This window comes from Micrococcus sp. KRD096 (assembly GCF_017168495.1).
Classification (GTDB): Bacteria; Actinomycetota; Actinomycetes; order Actinomycetales; family Micrococcaceae; genus Micrococcus; species Micrococcus luteus.
On record NZ_JABFAY010000089.1, the window covers coordinates 1 to 14614 of the forward strand.

14 protein-coding genes are annotated in these 14614 nt (G+C 65.2%); 8 read left to right on the plus strand and 6 right to left on the minus strand.

The annotated features are described in order from the left end of the window. Positions 1–181 (plus strand): hypothetical protein (locus J1M41_RS11870; RefSeq protein ID WP_206451831.1); only part of this gene is annotated, 181 nt, incomplete at its 5' end. A 706-nt stretch (positions 182–887) separates the two neighbouring features. Beyond that, positions 888–1256 (plus strand): hypothetical protein, encoded by a 369-nt coding sequence (locus tag J1M41_RS11875; RefSeq protein ID WP_200968465.1) that lies wholly within the window; start codon positions 888–890, stop codon positions 1254–1256. 1205 nt (positions 1257–2461) lie between these two features. Here the strand turns inward: J1M41_RS11875 and J1M41_RS11880 are convergent. Together J1M41_RS11880 and J1M41_RS11885 are read right to left on the minus strand one after the other, a co-directional pair. Continuing rightward, positions 2462–3031 (minus strand): TetR/AcrR family transcriptional regulator, encoded by a 570-nt coding sequence (locus J1M41_RS11880; protein ID WP_184241471.1) that lies wholly within the window; start codon positions 3029–3031, stop codon positions 2462–2464. 17 nt (positions 3032–3048) lie between these two features. Beyond that, on the minus strand, positions 3049–4515 hold the full coding sequence (locus J1M41_RS11885) for an MFS transporter (RefSeq protein WP_104318915.1): 1467 nt from the start codon (positions 4513–4515) through the stop codon (positions 3049–3051). Positions 4516–4794: 279 nt separating this feature from the next. Here J1M41_RS11885 and J1M41_RS11890 point away from each other — a divergent pair, with 279 nt between their 5' ends. Continuing rightward, entirely contained in the window at positions 4795–5367 is a 573-nt protein-coding gene (locus J1M41_RS11890) for a recombinase family protein (RefSeq protein WP_101966148.1), read from the plus strand. Between the two features lie 39 nt (positions 5368–5406). On the opposite strand, the gene J1M41_RS11895 is transcribed toward J1M41_RS11890, so the two are convergent. Both J1M41_RS11895 and J1M41_RS11900 read right to left on the minus strand, forming a co-directional pair. After that, positions 5407–7992 (minus strand): DEAD/DEAH box helicase, encoded by a 2586-nt coding sequence (locus J1M41_RS11895; protein ID WP_069941822.1) that lies wholly within the window; start codon positions 7990–7992, stop codon positions 5407–5409. 5 nt (positions 7993–7997) lie between these two features. Beyond that, positions 7998–10145 (minus strand): site-specific DNA-methyltransferase, encoded by a 2148-nt coding sequence (locus tag J1M41_RS11900; RefSeq protein ID WP_069941823.1) that lies wholly within the window; start codon positions 10143–10145, stop codon positions 7998–8000. A 391-nt stretch (positions 10146–10536) separates the two neighbouring features. On the opposite strand from J1M41_RS11900, the gene J1M41_RS11905 reads away from it, so the two are divergent. Further along, on the plus strand, positions 10537–10974 hold the full coding sequence (locus J1M41_RS11905) for an HNH endonuclease family protein (protein ID WP_241247976.1): 438 nt from the start codon (positions 10537–10539) through the stop codon (positions 10972–10974). A 909-nt stretch (positions 10975–11883) separates the two neighbouring features. On the opposite strand, the gene J1M41_RS11910 is transcribed toward J1M41_RS11905, so the two are convergent. Beyond that, entirely contained in the window at positions 11884–12144 is a 261-nt protein-coding gene (locus tag J1M41_RS11910) for a hypothetical protein (RefSeq protein WP_127435104.1), read from the minus strand. 152 nt (positions 12145–12296) lie between these two features. Then, the gene (locus J1M41_RS11915; RefSeq protein ID WP_160312128.1) at positions 12297–12473 is read right to left on the minus strand and encodes a hypothetical protein; all 177 of its coding nucleotides are present in this window, start codon (positions 12471–12473) and stop codon (positions 12297–12299) included. Positions 12474–12783: 310 nt separating this feature from the next. Here J1M41_RS11915 and J1M41_RS11920 point away from each other — a divergent pair, with 310 nt between their 5' ends. From J1M41_RS11920 to J1M41_RS11935, 4 genes are all read left to right on the plus strand, one after another. Next, the gene (locus tag J1M41_RS11920; protein ID WP_031943823.1) at positions 12784–13083 is read left to right on the plus strand and encodes a hypothetical protein; all 300 of its coding nucleotides are present in this window, start codon (positions 12784–12786) and stop codon (positions 13081–13083) included. Positions 13084–13086: 3 nt separating this feature from the next. Continuing rightward, positions 13087–13536 (plus strand): helix-turn-helix transcriptional regulator, encoded by a 450-nt coding sequence (locus J1M41_RS11925; protein ID WP_069941827.1) that lies wholly within the window; start codon positions 13087–13089, stop codon positions 13534–13536. A 101-nt stretch (positions 13537–13637) separates the two neighbouring features. Further along, positions 13638–14270, plus strand: coding sequence for an HNH endonuclease family protein (locus tag J1M41_RS12170; RefSeq protein ID WP_240335751.1), 633 nt, complete (start codon positions 13638–13640; stop codon positions 14268–14270). Positions 14271–14352: 82 nt separating this feature from the next. Continuing rightward, the coding region (locus tag J1M41_RS11935; RefSeq protein ID WP_206451832.1) for a helix-turn-helix domain-containing protein at positions 14353–14614 on the plus strand (262 nt) is incomplete at its 3' end.

Genomic DNA, 14614 nt, shown 5'->3' on the forward strand with positions numbered 1-14614 from the left:
CCCGGACATGACCCTGGCCTACGCCGCCCACGCCCAGGCAGCCGCCGAGCCCATCAAGGCCACCTCCATCCGCCTACCCGAACGCCTGCACAAGCACCTGCGCCGGCACAGCGTCGAGGTCGGGGTGCCCATGTCCCAACTGATCATCCAGGCCATCGAAGCCAAGTACCCCGAAGACTGACCGCAATACCGCAGTGCCGCGCGCATGAATGAGGTAGTGCGGTACTGCGTTAGAGACGCCTCTTCCCATGTCTGACTAAGAGCGATACGCACTGAGTAGCTGCCGGTTGACCATCCAGGAGCCGGGGGATACTGAAAGGCCTCCATCCCTCAATCGACCAAGTCAGGGGAGGTCTCTGGACGGGAGAACAGATAGTTCACTCAGCCGCGCGGCGCAAGAACGAACTCGCCACAACGGACCGAACGCAAGCAGACGGAGTGAGCATCGAGGGGATGTGCAGTGGACCACGGAGAAGACCGCTTCCCGCTGGGATACCCCACCACATACTTCATCCTCCAGGTCAGCTAAGCCCGACCCCGGCGGGGAACGTCCACCTCCCCTCCTGTTGCTGCCACCGCATGACAGGGGGCCTCGCCTGCAACTTGTGTGATGTACAGCACGCAGATAGGCTTCGATGCGTCAGATGACAAGCTGAATATTGGAGGGGATTATTTTCGATCGACGTCAAGCCATGCGTGGTCTTTCGGGAGCGTTGGTTTCTGGGGGTCTGATTGCAGTCGCTGCGCCGACTTTGGCGGGCGCCGGGCAGCCGATTGGACGGCCGCCTCATGCTGGGCGACGGCCGCCTCAGTCGGCGTGGCGCAAGCCGCAGTCCTCCTACACGGAAGATGAGCAGCTCGACATGATTCTGAGGGCGCTGGATTCGATGCCTGAAGAGCTTAAGCGAGCTGATCCTCACACATACCCGGGATACAGCGAGAAGATCGCGCCTTACCTTGAAGGCCTCACGACAATTCAGACTCCAGTGGATTCATCTGGCGACGCTGAGGCAAGTCCAGCGTTTAATGTTTTTGGATGCTCGCTGGCGCTTGGCAGTTTCGTCGTTCAGTTCGGGTTCCCCGTATTCAAGATCATTGCTTGGATTAAGAAGGCGCGGAGCCTTTGGGGCGGAGTTAGCGGCATTTGGCGTGCAATTCGTTCCGGTCAGGCTGCCGCTGAGATCGGTGAGGATGCCGTGAATGTTCTCTCCGAACTCCTGGGGGTTCCCGGGCTTGTGGAGGCTTGCCTGAGCTGATGTCAGGGCTAATCCCAAACAGGGGGAGGGGTTCCTTTCCGAAGGAAGGGGGCCCCTCCCATGTCGTTCCTATTTCCTTGGCCGTAGGGGGACACTTGTCTACTGCGGCGCTACTGTCCCCGGTGGTCTGGTTGTTTTGGTGGCTGTTGAGCAAGCTCCTCTCCAGCCCTTTGAGCGGATCTCTTTCCCTTGCCCTCACTGCTGCTGCTGTAGTGGTTAGTTCTATTGTCGTGACTTTGTGTGAGCGGCCCTTTACTGTTTCTGCTGGTCACTCAGACCCAGGCGGGTGGGGCTATGCAATTTGGGGGTTCGTTATTCCCCCACTTGTGGGGGCAATGGTGGGGTGGTTCGTTTCTCCGGGTCACGCTGCGTGCGGAGCTATCGCGATGTTCACAGTCTTTGGGACTGAAGCATTGTTATTAAAGACGTGGCGGCCCGGTATGAGTGATGAGGAAATTCGGCAAGCTTGGAGCAAGACCAAGAAAATGACGGAGGAAATGGCCGCTGAAGATCGAATCGAGAGGGGATGGCTGACGCCGCCCAGGAAGTGGAATGATCAGTAGGTTCAGTGTGTCCCATGCCCATTTTGACAGCGATGTCAGCGCTATAACCGCACCACCGCGCTACCGCAGCACCGCACGGGTGAATGCGGTACTGCGGTACTGCGTTAGTTGCACTACTTCCCCGGTCTGACCACGGGTGATGTGTGCTGGGCGCTGCCGATGGGTCGCGCGTGGACCGGGCGGAAGTGAAATCCCCTTGCCCCCTATTGACCAAGACAAGGGCGGGGTGACCATACCCGGACAGGAGAACAGGCGGCTCACTCACCGTCGCGGCCCTCGAAGAAGAACACCGCGACGGGTCTCACCCTACGGAGAAGAACCGGCCCGGACCACGGGTATCCACAGGGCGTGGGCCGTTCAGGGCTGGCCGGTCTCGGTGGTGTTGAGGGCCTTGTAGATCGTGGTCCGGGAGACTCCGAACGCGCGGGTCACCACGGCCTGGACCGCGGCGGTCTTCTCCTGGTCTAGCTTTGTCACAGGCTGACCCCGTCCAGGCGGGTATACCCACTAGGCGCATGTGTCAGAGCCAGTTGGGTGCTGCTGGACAGAGGTGCCAGGGTGCGATCTTGCTTGACAGGGTTGCCCATCATCGCGCTCGACGGATTCGTCGATCCGGCCTTCTCCAACCGCGCGCTGGCTCGCTTACCCGTTGGGCTTGGCCTCGGATTCATGGACGTCATTCTGGAGTAGCGCGATGATCTGCTTTGCGGTTTCACTCCGGTGGTCCTGTGAGATGGGCCTGCTTCCGATCAGGTCGTTGACCCAGAGCCCGTCAGCAGCGAGCAGGGCGAGCGAGGTCATCTGGTCGCGCTCAGCTTCGTCTCGTTCGCTACGTCCGGTCCATCGGTCGATGAGGTCTTCCCAGATCGCCATGTGCTGGGTGTGCTGGCTGTCGAGAATCATCTGGAACTCGGCGCGGGAGGCGGCTGTCGAACAAGTGAGTATGTAGGCGGTCAGGCGCTCCATCGGCGTTGCCTCAGCGGTCGGCTTTCCACAGGCGATCTCTAACTGCCGCTCCCAGCGATCAGCGAGTCTCTGGTGGATCGCAGCGATCAAGTCGTCTCGTGACGGGAAGTGGTAGATGATCCCGGCCCTGGTGATCCCTGCAGCGGCCGCGACAGAGTCAAACGTGACTGCTGTGATCCCGTCTTCCTCGATCACTTGGATCGCGGCGTCGAGGATCATGGTCTTCTTGCTCTCACGCACCATCATGCGCCCCTCCGATTGGTTCAGTGGTTTTCGGCGTACTCCATTGCCTCGCTGCCGCGCCCGTAAGCGCGGAGCAGCCGATTGGTCAGAGCGGCTCCACTAGCCAGCATGACAGCGAGGACGATCATCGTGACCAAATAGGCCGTGTCGTAGGCGGAGGTGGCGGCTGCGATCACGTCGAGATCTCCGTCGGCGATCCCGAGGGCATCGGCAATGCTCTCCCCCGCTGCGGCGGGAGTGCCATCCGGGAGTCGGACGACTGTGGCGTAGACGAAGGTCAGGAGGCTCCCGAGGAGTGCTACAGCCGAGAGGGAGCCCATCTCATAGGAGACTTCTTCGATCGAGGCCGCCATGCCGGCCTTTCGCGGAGGCGCGTTGCCCATAATGGCGGCGGAAGCGACGGCGAAGGTGCCGCCCAGGCCGAAGCCGGTCACGATGAAGCTGACGACCAGCAGGGGTAGTGATCCGTTCGCAGAGGCCAGCACGGCGAGAGCTAGTCCTAGGGCGGCGATGGCGAGGCTGCCGGAGATAATGATCCGCAGGCCCACGATGTGCAGGATCGCGGCCCCTAGGACACCTGAGGGCAGGGCGCCAAGCGCGCTGGCTGCGACTAGCAGGCCTGCTTGCAGGGGGGTGAAGCCCTCGACGAGCTGGAAGCGCTGTGTGGTCGCGAGCTGGGCGCCAGCGATGGTGAACATCGCGAAGAAGGCTGCCAGAGAGCCGCCAGCGAAGGCGCGGTTGCGGAAGATGGAGAACTCGATGAGTGGTTCTTCCAATCGGCCCTGGCGTCGCACGAAGAGGACGAACCCGATGACTGCTGACGCCAGCGCCCCTGCGATCAGAACCCAGTTCTGTGGAATATGGGCCAGTTCCTTGATGACGAGCACGGTGCCCACCAGCCCGACCATCGCATAGAGGGATGAGACGAGATCCCACTTCTTCGACGGATCGGGATGGTTGTGCGGCGCGATGATTGCGGTCGCCACAAGTGCGATGGCAACAACGGGGACATTGATGAGGAAAACAGATCCCCACCAGAACCGTTCGAGAAGGGCGCCGCCGAGAATGGGTCCGAGCGCTGCCCCCGCGATCGACAGGCTCCCCCAGATGGCGATGGCGATGTTGCGCTCACGAGGATCGTCGAACGCGAGGCGGATCAGAGCAAGCGTGGCGGGCATCATCGCTGCGGCCCCCACAGCGAGGAGTGCCCTGGCGCCGATCAGGAAGGCAGGGTTGGGCGAGAATGCCGCTGCCAGTGATGCGGCACCGAAGATCCACAGGCCGACGACGAACATTCGGCGGTGGCCGATGCGATCGCCCAGTGTGCCTGCTCCCAAGAGGAGGCCAGCCATGACCAGGGGGTAGGCGTTGATGATCCACAGTGTCGAGGATCCGGACGCGCCGAGGTCTGCGGTCAACGTAGGCAAGGCGGTGTAGAGGATCGAATTGTCGAGGGTGATGAGTAGCAGGCCGGCCCCCACGGTCATGAGCAGCCACCACCGCCGCGGCGATGATCCAACGTCGTTCACTGTTGTACCCCTGTCCTCTGCCTGTAGTCGCATCAACCAAACTATACTAACAGGTTAGTAAAGTAAACGTCAACGCTCCGACAGAGGGATGCCTCACAATCCAGCTGGGTGTTCATTGCCCCATCCCGGCGTCAAGCCGGGTATACCCCTTTACACACTCCGTCCGCCCACGAGACCATCACGTCGAAGACGGTCTCAAACCGGGTCGTTAGACAGAAGTGTCGGGAGGTCTAAGACGTGGTTGGACAGACCGTGGGGTACGTGCGGGTGAGCTCGGCGGAACAGAACCTGGACCGTCAGCTCGAGGCGGTGGGGGAGTGCGACCGCATCTTTCAGGACAAGATCTCCGGCAGCTCCCGCGCCAAGCGCACCGGGTTGGCCGAGCTGATGAAGTACGTGCGGGAGGGGGACCTGGTGAAGGTCGCCTCGATGGACCGGCTGGGACGGGACACCCGGGATCTGTACGCGATCGTGGATGAGCTCACCGACAAGGGGTGCGCGGTGCAGTTCGTGTCCGAGCGCATCACCGTGGACAAGTCCGGCACCTCCCCGGTGGACGGGCTCATGCTGGGCATCCTGGCGGCGTTCGCTGAGTTCGAGCGCCGGCGGATCAAGGAGCGCCAGGCTGAGGGCATCGCCCTAGCCAAGGCCCGCGGCAAGTACGTGCAGGCCCCGAAGCTCTCTGATGCGGACGTGGAGCAGGCGCGCGTGATGATTCAGATGGGGATCCCGAAGGCCGAAGTGGCGCGCACGTTCGGGGTGAGCCGGCAGACCCTGTACACCTCGTTGCGCCGGCAAGCCTCAGACTGAACCCCATCCTCGGCCGCCGACACCACCTGGGTTTCTGCTTCAGTAAGCGGGCGCGGCCTTGTACAGGGATTCGGCGTCTTGGGCTGCGTGGACGCTGGCCCGGACGACGTCGTTCTTCATGTCCAGCACCCGCAGCTGGCCGTCGATCTCAGCGACGGCCTCGATCCGGCCGAAGGCATCCCCGTGGGCCTGGGCGTACTCGGCCAGGCCCCGCAGCTTGGGCAAGGCGTCGGCCAGGTGCGTGCCGTGGGGGTCCACGATGTCCGCGCGGATCGTGCCGTCCTGGTTGGCGTGGAAGAACACGAAGTCCGGGCGCAGGGCCTGCCACTGGCCGGCGCCGTCCTGGAACGGGATCGCCAAAGACTGCTTGGAGGCCCGGGAGGGGTTGCGGTACCAGCCCCGGAAGGAGGGCTCGGCGGCCTCGGAGTCCAGCACCTGCCGCTCCCAGGCGTTCAGATCCACAGGTACGGTGCCGTCCTCGGCGGCCATCAAATGCAGAGTGCGGGTCGGCAGAGGACGCTCGCTGCCATCAGGGAGGCGCTCCTGCTGGTCGGCCTGGGCCAACTTCGGGCGGGTCAGGTCCACACGTTCAGGCCGACGGGCCATCTCCCGCACCCGGTCATACACTGCCTGGCGCTCATCGGTCAGGCCGTTGATCTGCACGCGGTACTGGCTCAGCCAGTCCTGCACGAGCTTGTCGGCCTTGGCCTCCAGATCGGCGACGACCTCGGAGGTGCGGGCCAGGGAGGCGATGATGGTGTCTCCTTCGCGCAGGTCGAGATCCTCTTCGTCCTCGGGGACGATGTGATCGATGTAGGCCCCAGCGATCCAGCCGGTGAGGGTGCCGGCCGCCGCGGCCGCAGCCTCCTCGATGGCCCGGTCATCGGCCAGCAGCTCCAGGCTGGTGGTGCTCAGGGTTGTGGTTCCCAGCCGGCCGGTCAGCCGCTGGGCCGACAGGGTGAGCACATCCTGGCGGGCCGCGGCGATCTGCTCGGAGTACTGCACCCTGCATCCGTCCAGGAGCTTGCACATTGTGTGCGCGGCGGTCTTGATCGCCCCGGGCAGCAGCCCGTCGTGGGAGAGGGCGTTGGCCAGGATGTCCAGGCGCTTGAGCGGTTTGGTGGCTCCCCGGGGGATGGTCATCGAGGGCAGGGCGTCGAACACCGCCCACACGTCTTCTCCCACCGCCGGGTTCGGTGTCAGGGTGACCGGGTCGAACAGCACCCGCCGGGCGGATGCGCGGGCGGGGTCGGAAGTGGTGTCGTCCATGTCGGACTGTCCGCGCATCAAGGTCTGGGCGATGGCGGTGGAGGTGGTCTTGTCGAAGTGGGGCAGGAAGCAGTCGATGGAGTTGAGCACCTCGTTGCCCGGGATGCGTCGGGCCAGGGGGGTGCGGACCATCCGGCCCAGCAGCTGGTGGACGTAGGTGGCGTCCTTGTAGGTGCGGAAGGACATCAGCACCTCCGCCCTGGGGCAGTCCCAGCCGGTGGAGATCGCCTCCATGGCCAGCAGCACCCGGATGTGCGTGGTTTCCTGCACTCGCTGGGGGGCGATGTAGTTGACGATCTGGCCGGGCAGGTGCCGGTCGGTGTGGGTGCCGAAGACGTGGGCTATGTCCTGGGGCCGCAGCTCGGGCCACTCCTGGTGGATGACATCCAGGATTCGCGAGAGGTGCTCGTCGCTGGGTTTGTCGGCGACCTGCACGACCAGTAGCGGCACCACCGGGTTCGGTTCGTCCTGCTCGGCGGCGTAGGCGGCCCAGGCCCGGGTGGAAGCCTTCGTGCGGGCCACGGCCTCGCGCAGCAGCGTGGTGTCGAAGGCGCCGGCTTCCTCGGGGATGGTGAGGACCACATCGTCCTTGAGTAGCCCGGAGGCCTGCACGAGCGCGGGGTCGACCTGCACGGGGGAGAGCGCGTCCCGGTCGGTGGCATGGGCCATGGCCTGGGTGAAGCGTTCCACGGTGGCGGAGATCCCGAGCACGATCGGCATGGCCGGGGCCAGGGCGGTGCCGTTGATCAGGCGCTGGACGATGGTGGCCCGCTCCTGGTCGTTCTTCTTGGTGGTCTTCATGCCCCGGTGGGCCTCGTCCAGGATGAAGTACAGGGTTCGTCCGGGGGTGGCCACGGTGTTGGCGATGACGTCGTAGATGGTGCGCTGGGCCATGTCGGGGGCGGCCATCACCGGGGTGGCGGCGTTGGTGGGGTCCTGGGCCCCGCGCACCAGGCGGGCTCCTTCGCGCAGCTTCTGGGCGTTGAGGAAGTACACCTGGCCGGGGGCGAAGGTGGTCTCGGCGAAGGAGTTCTCCACGGTGCGCAGCCGACCGTCTAGCTCGGAGGATGCGGCATGGATCCGGGCGCGGGACTGATCATTCAGGTCCGGGTCGTCGGAGAACCAGAGCACGGTGGCCCCGGGGTCGGGGGCGATGTCCTCGGTGTACTGGTCGGAACCGAAGAACAGGGCCTCGATGATGGCCGCGGCCATCACCGTCTTGCCGGCCCCGGTGGCCGCGGCCAGGGAGAACTGGGACAGGACGCCGTCGTCCTGGTAGTTCTTCCTGGCTCGATGCAGCCGGTTCAGGACCTGCTCGACAGCCTGGGCCTGGTAGTCCTTGAGGGTGTAACGCATGGGGGTCAGGCCCTCCGGTTGATCTGGAAGTTGTGCAGGTAGGACTCGTACAGGCGCACCGCGGTGGTGTGTTCGGGCAGCTGTCGGGCCACGGACTGGAAGGCCACCTCGGAGTCGGTCACGATGAACGCCATCCCTACCTGGGGGTCAGCCTCCAGGGCGGCCAAGAACTCGGGGGCGTGGTCCATGTCCTCGAGTACCCCGTAGGTCTGAGCCACATCCCAGCCCCGTTCTGGAAGGCTGGAGATGATGCGACCGCGAGAGCCAGCCTTGAGCCAGAGCATCGGCGCAATCCGGGCGAAGGCACGGTTGCGGCGGACCTGCCGGGGCGCCTCATAGGTCAGCGTGAAGAACGCCGCGTTCTCCTCGAAGCCGTCGGCCATGGGGAACTCGTCAGTGAACTTGTACTCGCCCTTGATCGGGTCCCCGTCAGGGGTCTTCCCCGTGATGGCCGCAGTGACGCGGGGTTTGGTGACGTAGTCGCAGATGCCCCACTGCTCCCACTCCGCGTCACCGGGACGAAGCCCCTTCGCGCGTAGACCCTTCTGCTCCTCAGCGGACACCTCGTTGTTCGTCACGCTGATGCACTGACGATGACCGCCGTCCTGCTTGTTCAAGCGCATGACCGCGTGCGCCGTCGTGCCAGAGCCCGAGAAGAAGTCGAGGATGACGGCGTTGGGCTTGTCCTTCACGAAGAAGCGAAGAGTGTCCTCGACGGCATAGAGCGCCTTTGGGAACGGAAACTTGCGACCCGGCATAAGGCGACGCAGGAGGGACGAACCATGCTCGGAAGCGTTGTGTCCCTCGATCTTCCACTGGGTTGGCGCAAGTTGAAGACCGCTGTCTGCGTCAATGCGCACAGCCTCCACTGAGCCGTCTGGAGCGCGGCCGGTGATCTCGAAAGCAGGAGAGCAGACTTCTTTCCAAGCCCCTTCGGGGAGGTAGTTGATGACGTACCCGTAGTGGGTCTCACGTCCCACTCGCACACGTCCCTCGTCTAGGCGGCGCATGAGTTCCGGCCCACTGCACTGCCAGTTTCCCTCGGACTGATCGGTCCGAATAGGAAGAACGGTTGTTAGGCCCGGTCTGGCGGCAACAGTTCGTTCTCCCAAGGGAATCGGGTCCCCCGCTGCGACGACTTGCATTTTTTCGGGGTCGACGAAAATCGGATAGTAGAGACCCGGCCGGTCGGACCTGGCCGAGTGCGATCCGCGACGCATGAGGGAAGTCCATCCCGGCCCCTCGGGTTTCGAGGTCGAGGCGGCGATGGCGCCAGCCTGCCACCCTGGACCAAGGGGCAGACGTGCGGGCCCTGACTCGCCCAGCATGACGAAATAGATGTATTCGTCCGTGCGACGAAACGCCTTTCCTCGTGCAACCCCCTTGGGGTTGATGACACTTGAGACCATCTGGATACGAGCGTCGGGGAACGTCTGCTCGAGGAGCATTCCCAGGCGGAGATACTCCTTCTCGTCGATGGTGACGATTAGGACGGAGTCCTCAGGATTGAGGAGTTCACGGGCAACCTGGAGGCGGCGTTCCATGAAGGACAGCCACTTCGAGTGGCGGTAGTCGTCATCGGAGGCGACGTAGTCATTGTTGTACTTCCAGTCCTTCGCCCCGGTGTTGTAGGGCGGGTCAATGTAGACGCAGTCCACCTTGTGGCGGTGGGTGTATGTGAGCATCGCGAGGGCGTGGAAGTTCTCGGCGTTGATGACCGTGTGGAACGGCTTGTCCCCACCGTTTTCGACGCGGCCTGTCTCGACCAGGCCCGGGTAGATCGGGTCCTCGAAGCGGGCGACGACCACCAGGTCCTCGATTGCTGCTGTTGAGGTGGCCGGCTCGCGGACCTCGGGGTCGACGTCTGCTTCGGTCAGGTGGGCTTGCTTGCCATCTGGGGTGCGTTCGAGGTCGGTGACGACCCAGTGACGGGTGTCCCCGATGGTGAGGGTCCCCCGCGGGGGCAGCACGCGGACGGTGTCTCCGCGGCGTACGGGTCGGCCGGGCAGCTCGACGGCCTCGGGCTGGTGGCGCTCAAACACGAGACCAAACTGGTTGTGTCGGGTGAGCTGGCGGAACTCAGCTTCCAGGTCTGTGGCCAGCTGTGGGTCGGTCTTGCGGGCCTGGGCGAGCAGGTCAGTCAGTCGAGACACGGGTGTTCTTTCTTTGGGCCGAGTGGCATGGGGCGCTGTCCGCGCTGATCCTGCCCATCCTAGGGACCGGGGATCTCGTGCCGAGCAGGGGCTTCGCGCGAGCTTAGGATCAGCTGCGATGCGATTTCGCATCGCGTCATCCACTCGAGCAAGGAACTCGCCCATGTCACGACGCTCTCTGGCTTCTCTGGCCACTGCTGCTGTTTTCGTCGCCACCGCTGTCCTGGGGGGTGCGGGCCCGGCGGCGGCCGGCACTACGTATTCGGCCCCGTTGCGCACGGCTGTGGCGTCGTTGCCGGTGGCGGCGGAGAACAATGCCGGCTATGACCGGGCTGCCCAGTTCGGGGACTGGAAGGATGCGAACAGGGACTGCCAGAACACGCGGGCGGAGGTGTTGATCGCAGAGTCCAAGACCACCCCGAAGTTCACGACGGCCCGTAAGTGCACGGTGGCCACGGGCAAGTGGGTGAGCAGCTGGGATCTGCGTACGCACACGTCTGCTTCGACGGTGCAGATCGATCACATGGTGCCCGTGCATGAGGCGTGGGGCTCGGGAGCTCGGTACTGGACCAAGGCCAAGCGGGTGGCGTTCTACAACGACTTGGGGGATGCCCGGTCGCTGAGCGCGCAGACCTCGGCGTTGAACTCTGCCAAGCAGGCCCGCGGTCCGGAGCAGTGGCTGCCGCCGAAGAACCAGTGCCAGTACATCGCGGACTGGACCGCGGTGAAGATCCGCTGGGGGTTGAAGGCTGACGCCACGGAGAAGGCGTTCTTGGTGAAGAAGGCCGCCTCCTGCGCGAACACCACTCTGAAGGTGACCCGGTACTGAGGCTGCGCGGCCGCAATGGCGCCCATCCCCTGGCCGTTGACGGCTGCGGGTGTGGGCGTTGGTCCACCCGGGGGCTGGCTCGAGGACTTGTGTTCGTACCCATGTCTGTCACGGCCACCCCTGAGATCCACAAGCGAATCGTGGGCGTGTTGCGCTTTTACCTGCACGGCGAGGACGACTGAGACGGCGCCGAACTACCTGAACGGAGAACGACCATGACCGAGAGCACGGGTCTTGAACACGCGGTGCTGGATCCCGGGCAGACGCCCCTACACGCCCGCGTCCTCGAGAGGGGGTGCTGAGGATGTCGCGCGCACCGGGGCGCAGGAGTGGATCGCTGAACGTGGTCGATTGGGTGCTGGGGGTGTGCGGGGTGGTAGCTGCTTTCCGCGCTGTGGTTGCCCAAGATCGAGCACCACGGCCCGCTGACCCACTGCCCGATGATGTGGTGGCTGCTCGTGCGAAGGAGCTGCAAGAGAAGTGGGCGAGGAAGGGGAGATACAGAGCGGCGGTTATCACGTTGTTGGCCTCCGTGATAACGGCGGGGGGTGCTCTGCTGGCGGCGGCTGGCGCGACCGCCGACGAGCCTGCATGGGTAAAGGAGTCTGCTGTCCTTGCGGTCTTGGCGGCAACCAGCTTGCGGGTGCTGGCGAGTCTTCGCCCTACGGGATGGAAGCGGTTTCCGTGGTCCGCATGGGCGACGATCCTTTACGGGTCTCTGTGGCTACTGGTGATGGGCCTTGCGGCGGAGATGTGGTCTGCTCCGGGCTACATCCTCAGTACTCTCACTCCGTTGTTTCTGCTCGTCGCGGTGGTAGTGCAGGACAAGGCAACCATGAGGGGCCAGGCAGACGCTCCCGAGACCTTTCGAGAGATGATGGTGGATGCCATTCCGCAGAAGTGGCGGGACTAGGGCGCGGTCAGCACGGCGCCTGCGTGCGCGGGCACCAGCCCGTGGGCGGCGGCGTACTGGAAGCGCAGCATCTGGGCCAGGTGGGCCTGGGCTTGCATGAACGCGAGGACCTGAGCGGCGTCGGGCCGGTAGGCGGTGCCGTCGGCGGTCTGGGCGCGCACCATCTCGGGGCGGTCGTGGGCGACCCAGCGGGCCACCTCGGAATCTGTGCTCGGCAGGGACGTGGTCATCCGCCCTTGCCAGGACACCTGGATCATCAGGGACACCTCCACCCTTACGTTGATCTGACGTCAACATACTAGGTGGGCTGGCAAGTGGAGGGCAATAAGCTCTGGACGCGCGAAAGCGCCCCGCGAGGTTCCTGCGACTGTCAGATCAACGGGAAAGCGGGGCGCTTCTGGGGTCCAGTCTAGGCGACCAGCGCCGCCGGCGGGAAGGCGTCCGGGGTGTCGATGAACCGCCGCAGCACCTGGCAGCAGTGCCACCAATGACAGGCTGCGGTGCTCGCATGCGCGCGCTCGCTGTCTGTCACCACCTCGCTGGCCTCGGCCAGGGCGGCCTCCAGGTGCTCGACCTCGATGCTCATGGCTCCTCCGATCCGCGGGTGTCCTTCACCGTGGATAAGGCCGTCGCGCGGCCGTGATGTCCCTTCTGGGCGCCAGGCAGAGCGAAGCCCTCCCGGCGCGGAGGGGGGATGGCCAGGAGGGCTTCTAAGTCGCAGGCCCTACGGGATGGGCTCACGTTCGACCTGTGTAAACCGTAGCAGGGGCAGTGGTGACGGGGGGGAGGGTTGTGGATAGGGGTTGCGGGTGTATGGAATGACGCGTATGGTTTGACGTGTATTGCTAGACCTACGTGAGGTGATTCTGTCGCCTCCAGATTGAGAGAGCACACCCATGACCACCTTCTACTACTCCGTCAACGAGATGGCTCGGCAAGCCGGCTTCACCTCGCCCTCCACCTGGACCCGCATCAAGAACGACCTGCGCGCCCCCGATGCCGTCATGGTCAGCAAGATCCAGGGCGCCGGCTGGACCCTGGACAGTTGGGAGGACGCCGCCAACAACGAGCTGCACACCCGTCGCGAGCCCCTGATGAAGGCCATCACCCGCCTGCGCCTCGAGGAGGAGGCCCTGCGTCAGGAGTACGGCGTGACCGACCAGGACGAGCCGGCCGACCAGAAGGCGGAGGGCTGAGCCATGAACGCTATCGAGCTGAAGTGCCGCCGAGAGGCCCTCGGTCTGTCCCGCGACGCCCTCGCCGACACCCTGGGTGTCGCGGAGAAGAGCATCACCCGCTGGGAGTTCGGCAAGAACCCGCCGCGGGACTGGTCCTGGATCGACTCGGCCATGACCCGCCTGGAGGACTACCGCGAGCGCCTCGTGGAGGAGCTGATCGCCGAGACCTTGCGCGTGCATGAGCAGGCCGGTGCCGCGCTGATGTTGACCTACGCTTCCCGCGGTTCCTTCTACAGGTGGTTGCCGGAGATGGAGGAGCCGGACATGGGTGATGGCATCGCGGTGATTCCCGTGGAGCTGCACCGGGCGGCCACCGCCGAGGCCGCGCGCCGGCTGCGGGTGAGCCATGGGCTGCACGCCGTGATCGAGGCTGTGCCCACTCCGCAGGAGCGTGAGGGGGCGGGCTCGTGAGCGTGCGTCGATGGGTCTCGAGCGTCGTCGCCGTGGTGGCCGCTCTGGGTGTGGCTGGCGCCGTCGGGGGTGGACATGTGCAGGGGGTCCAGGTGCCAGAGGTGAAGCTTCCCAAGGTGGCGCTGCCCAGCGGAGTGGAGCTGCCCTCACTCGGCGACACGTCCCCGACGCCGGCGGCCGGCCCGGTCGGGGGCCAGCTCGAGCAGCTGGCCCTGACCTCCGCGGCACCGGCCAGCGCCTACACGCGAGACGCGTTCGGCCAGCGCTGGGCGGACGTGGACCGCAACGGCTGTGACACCCGCAACGACGTGCTGCGGCGCGACCTGACACAGGTGCAGATCAAGCCCGGCACGCAGGGGTGCAAGGTGCTCTCCGGCCAGCTCGTGGACCCCTACAGCGGCGCTACGATCCCCTTCTCCTCCCAGGACTCCCAGGCCGTGCAGATCGACCACACGGTCTCCCTTGCCGATGCCTGGGCCTCCGGGGCGTGGGCGTGGGACGAGTCCCAGCGCACGGCGTTCGCCAACGACCCGGCGAATCTGCTGGCCGTGGATGGGCCGGCGAACAACTCGAAGTCGGATGCGACCGCGGCGGACTGGCTGCCGGACACCGTTGCGGGCCGATGTGAGCTCGTGGAGCACCAGGTGGTGGTGAAGGCCAAGTGGGGGCTGAGCGTCACCGAGCGCGAGCGCGCGGCGATGCGCAGGGTGTTGGCCTCCTGCCCGGCTGGGTGAGCGAGGCCGTAACGTGTCCGGGGGGTGGGTGACCATGCCCCTGAACGGATGGACGATGCTGGCGCAGGAGGAGGTGTGAGCGATGACGACTACCACGGGTACCGACCTGGCCCCGAGGCTGCGCGCGTTCAAGCACCGCCTGGACCCCAACCCCGCCCAGGCCACCCTGCTGGCCCAGTACGCCGGCGCCGCGCGCGTCGCCTACAACATGCTCACCGCCCACAACCGGGCCGCCCTGGCCGCCGGTGCCGCCCGTCGCACCGAGCTGGCCGAGACCGGGCTGGCCGGCCCCGAGCTGGCCGCGCGCATGAAGGCCGAGCGCGCCGCCGACCCCACCCTCCGCG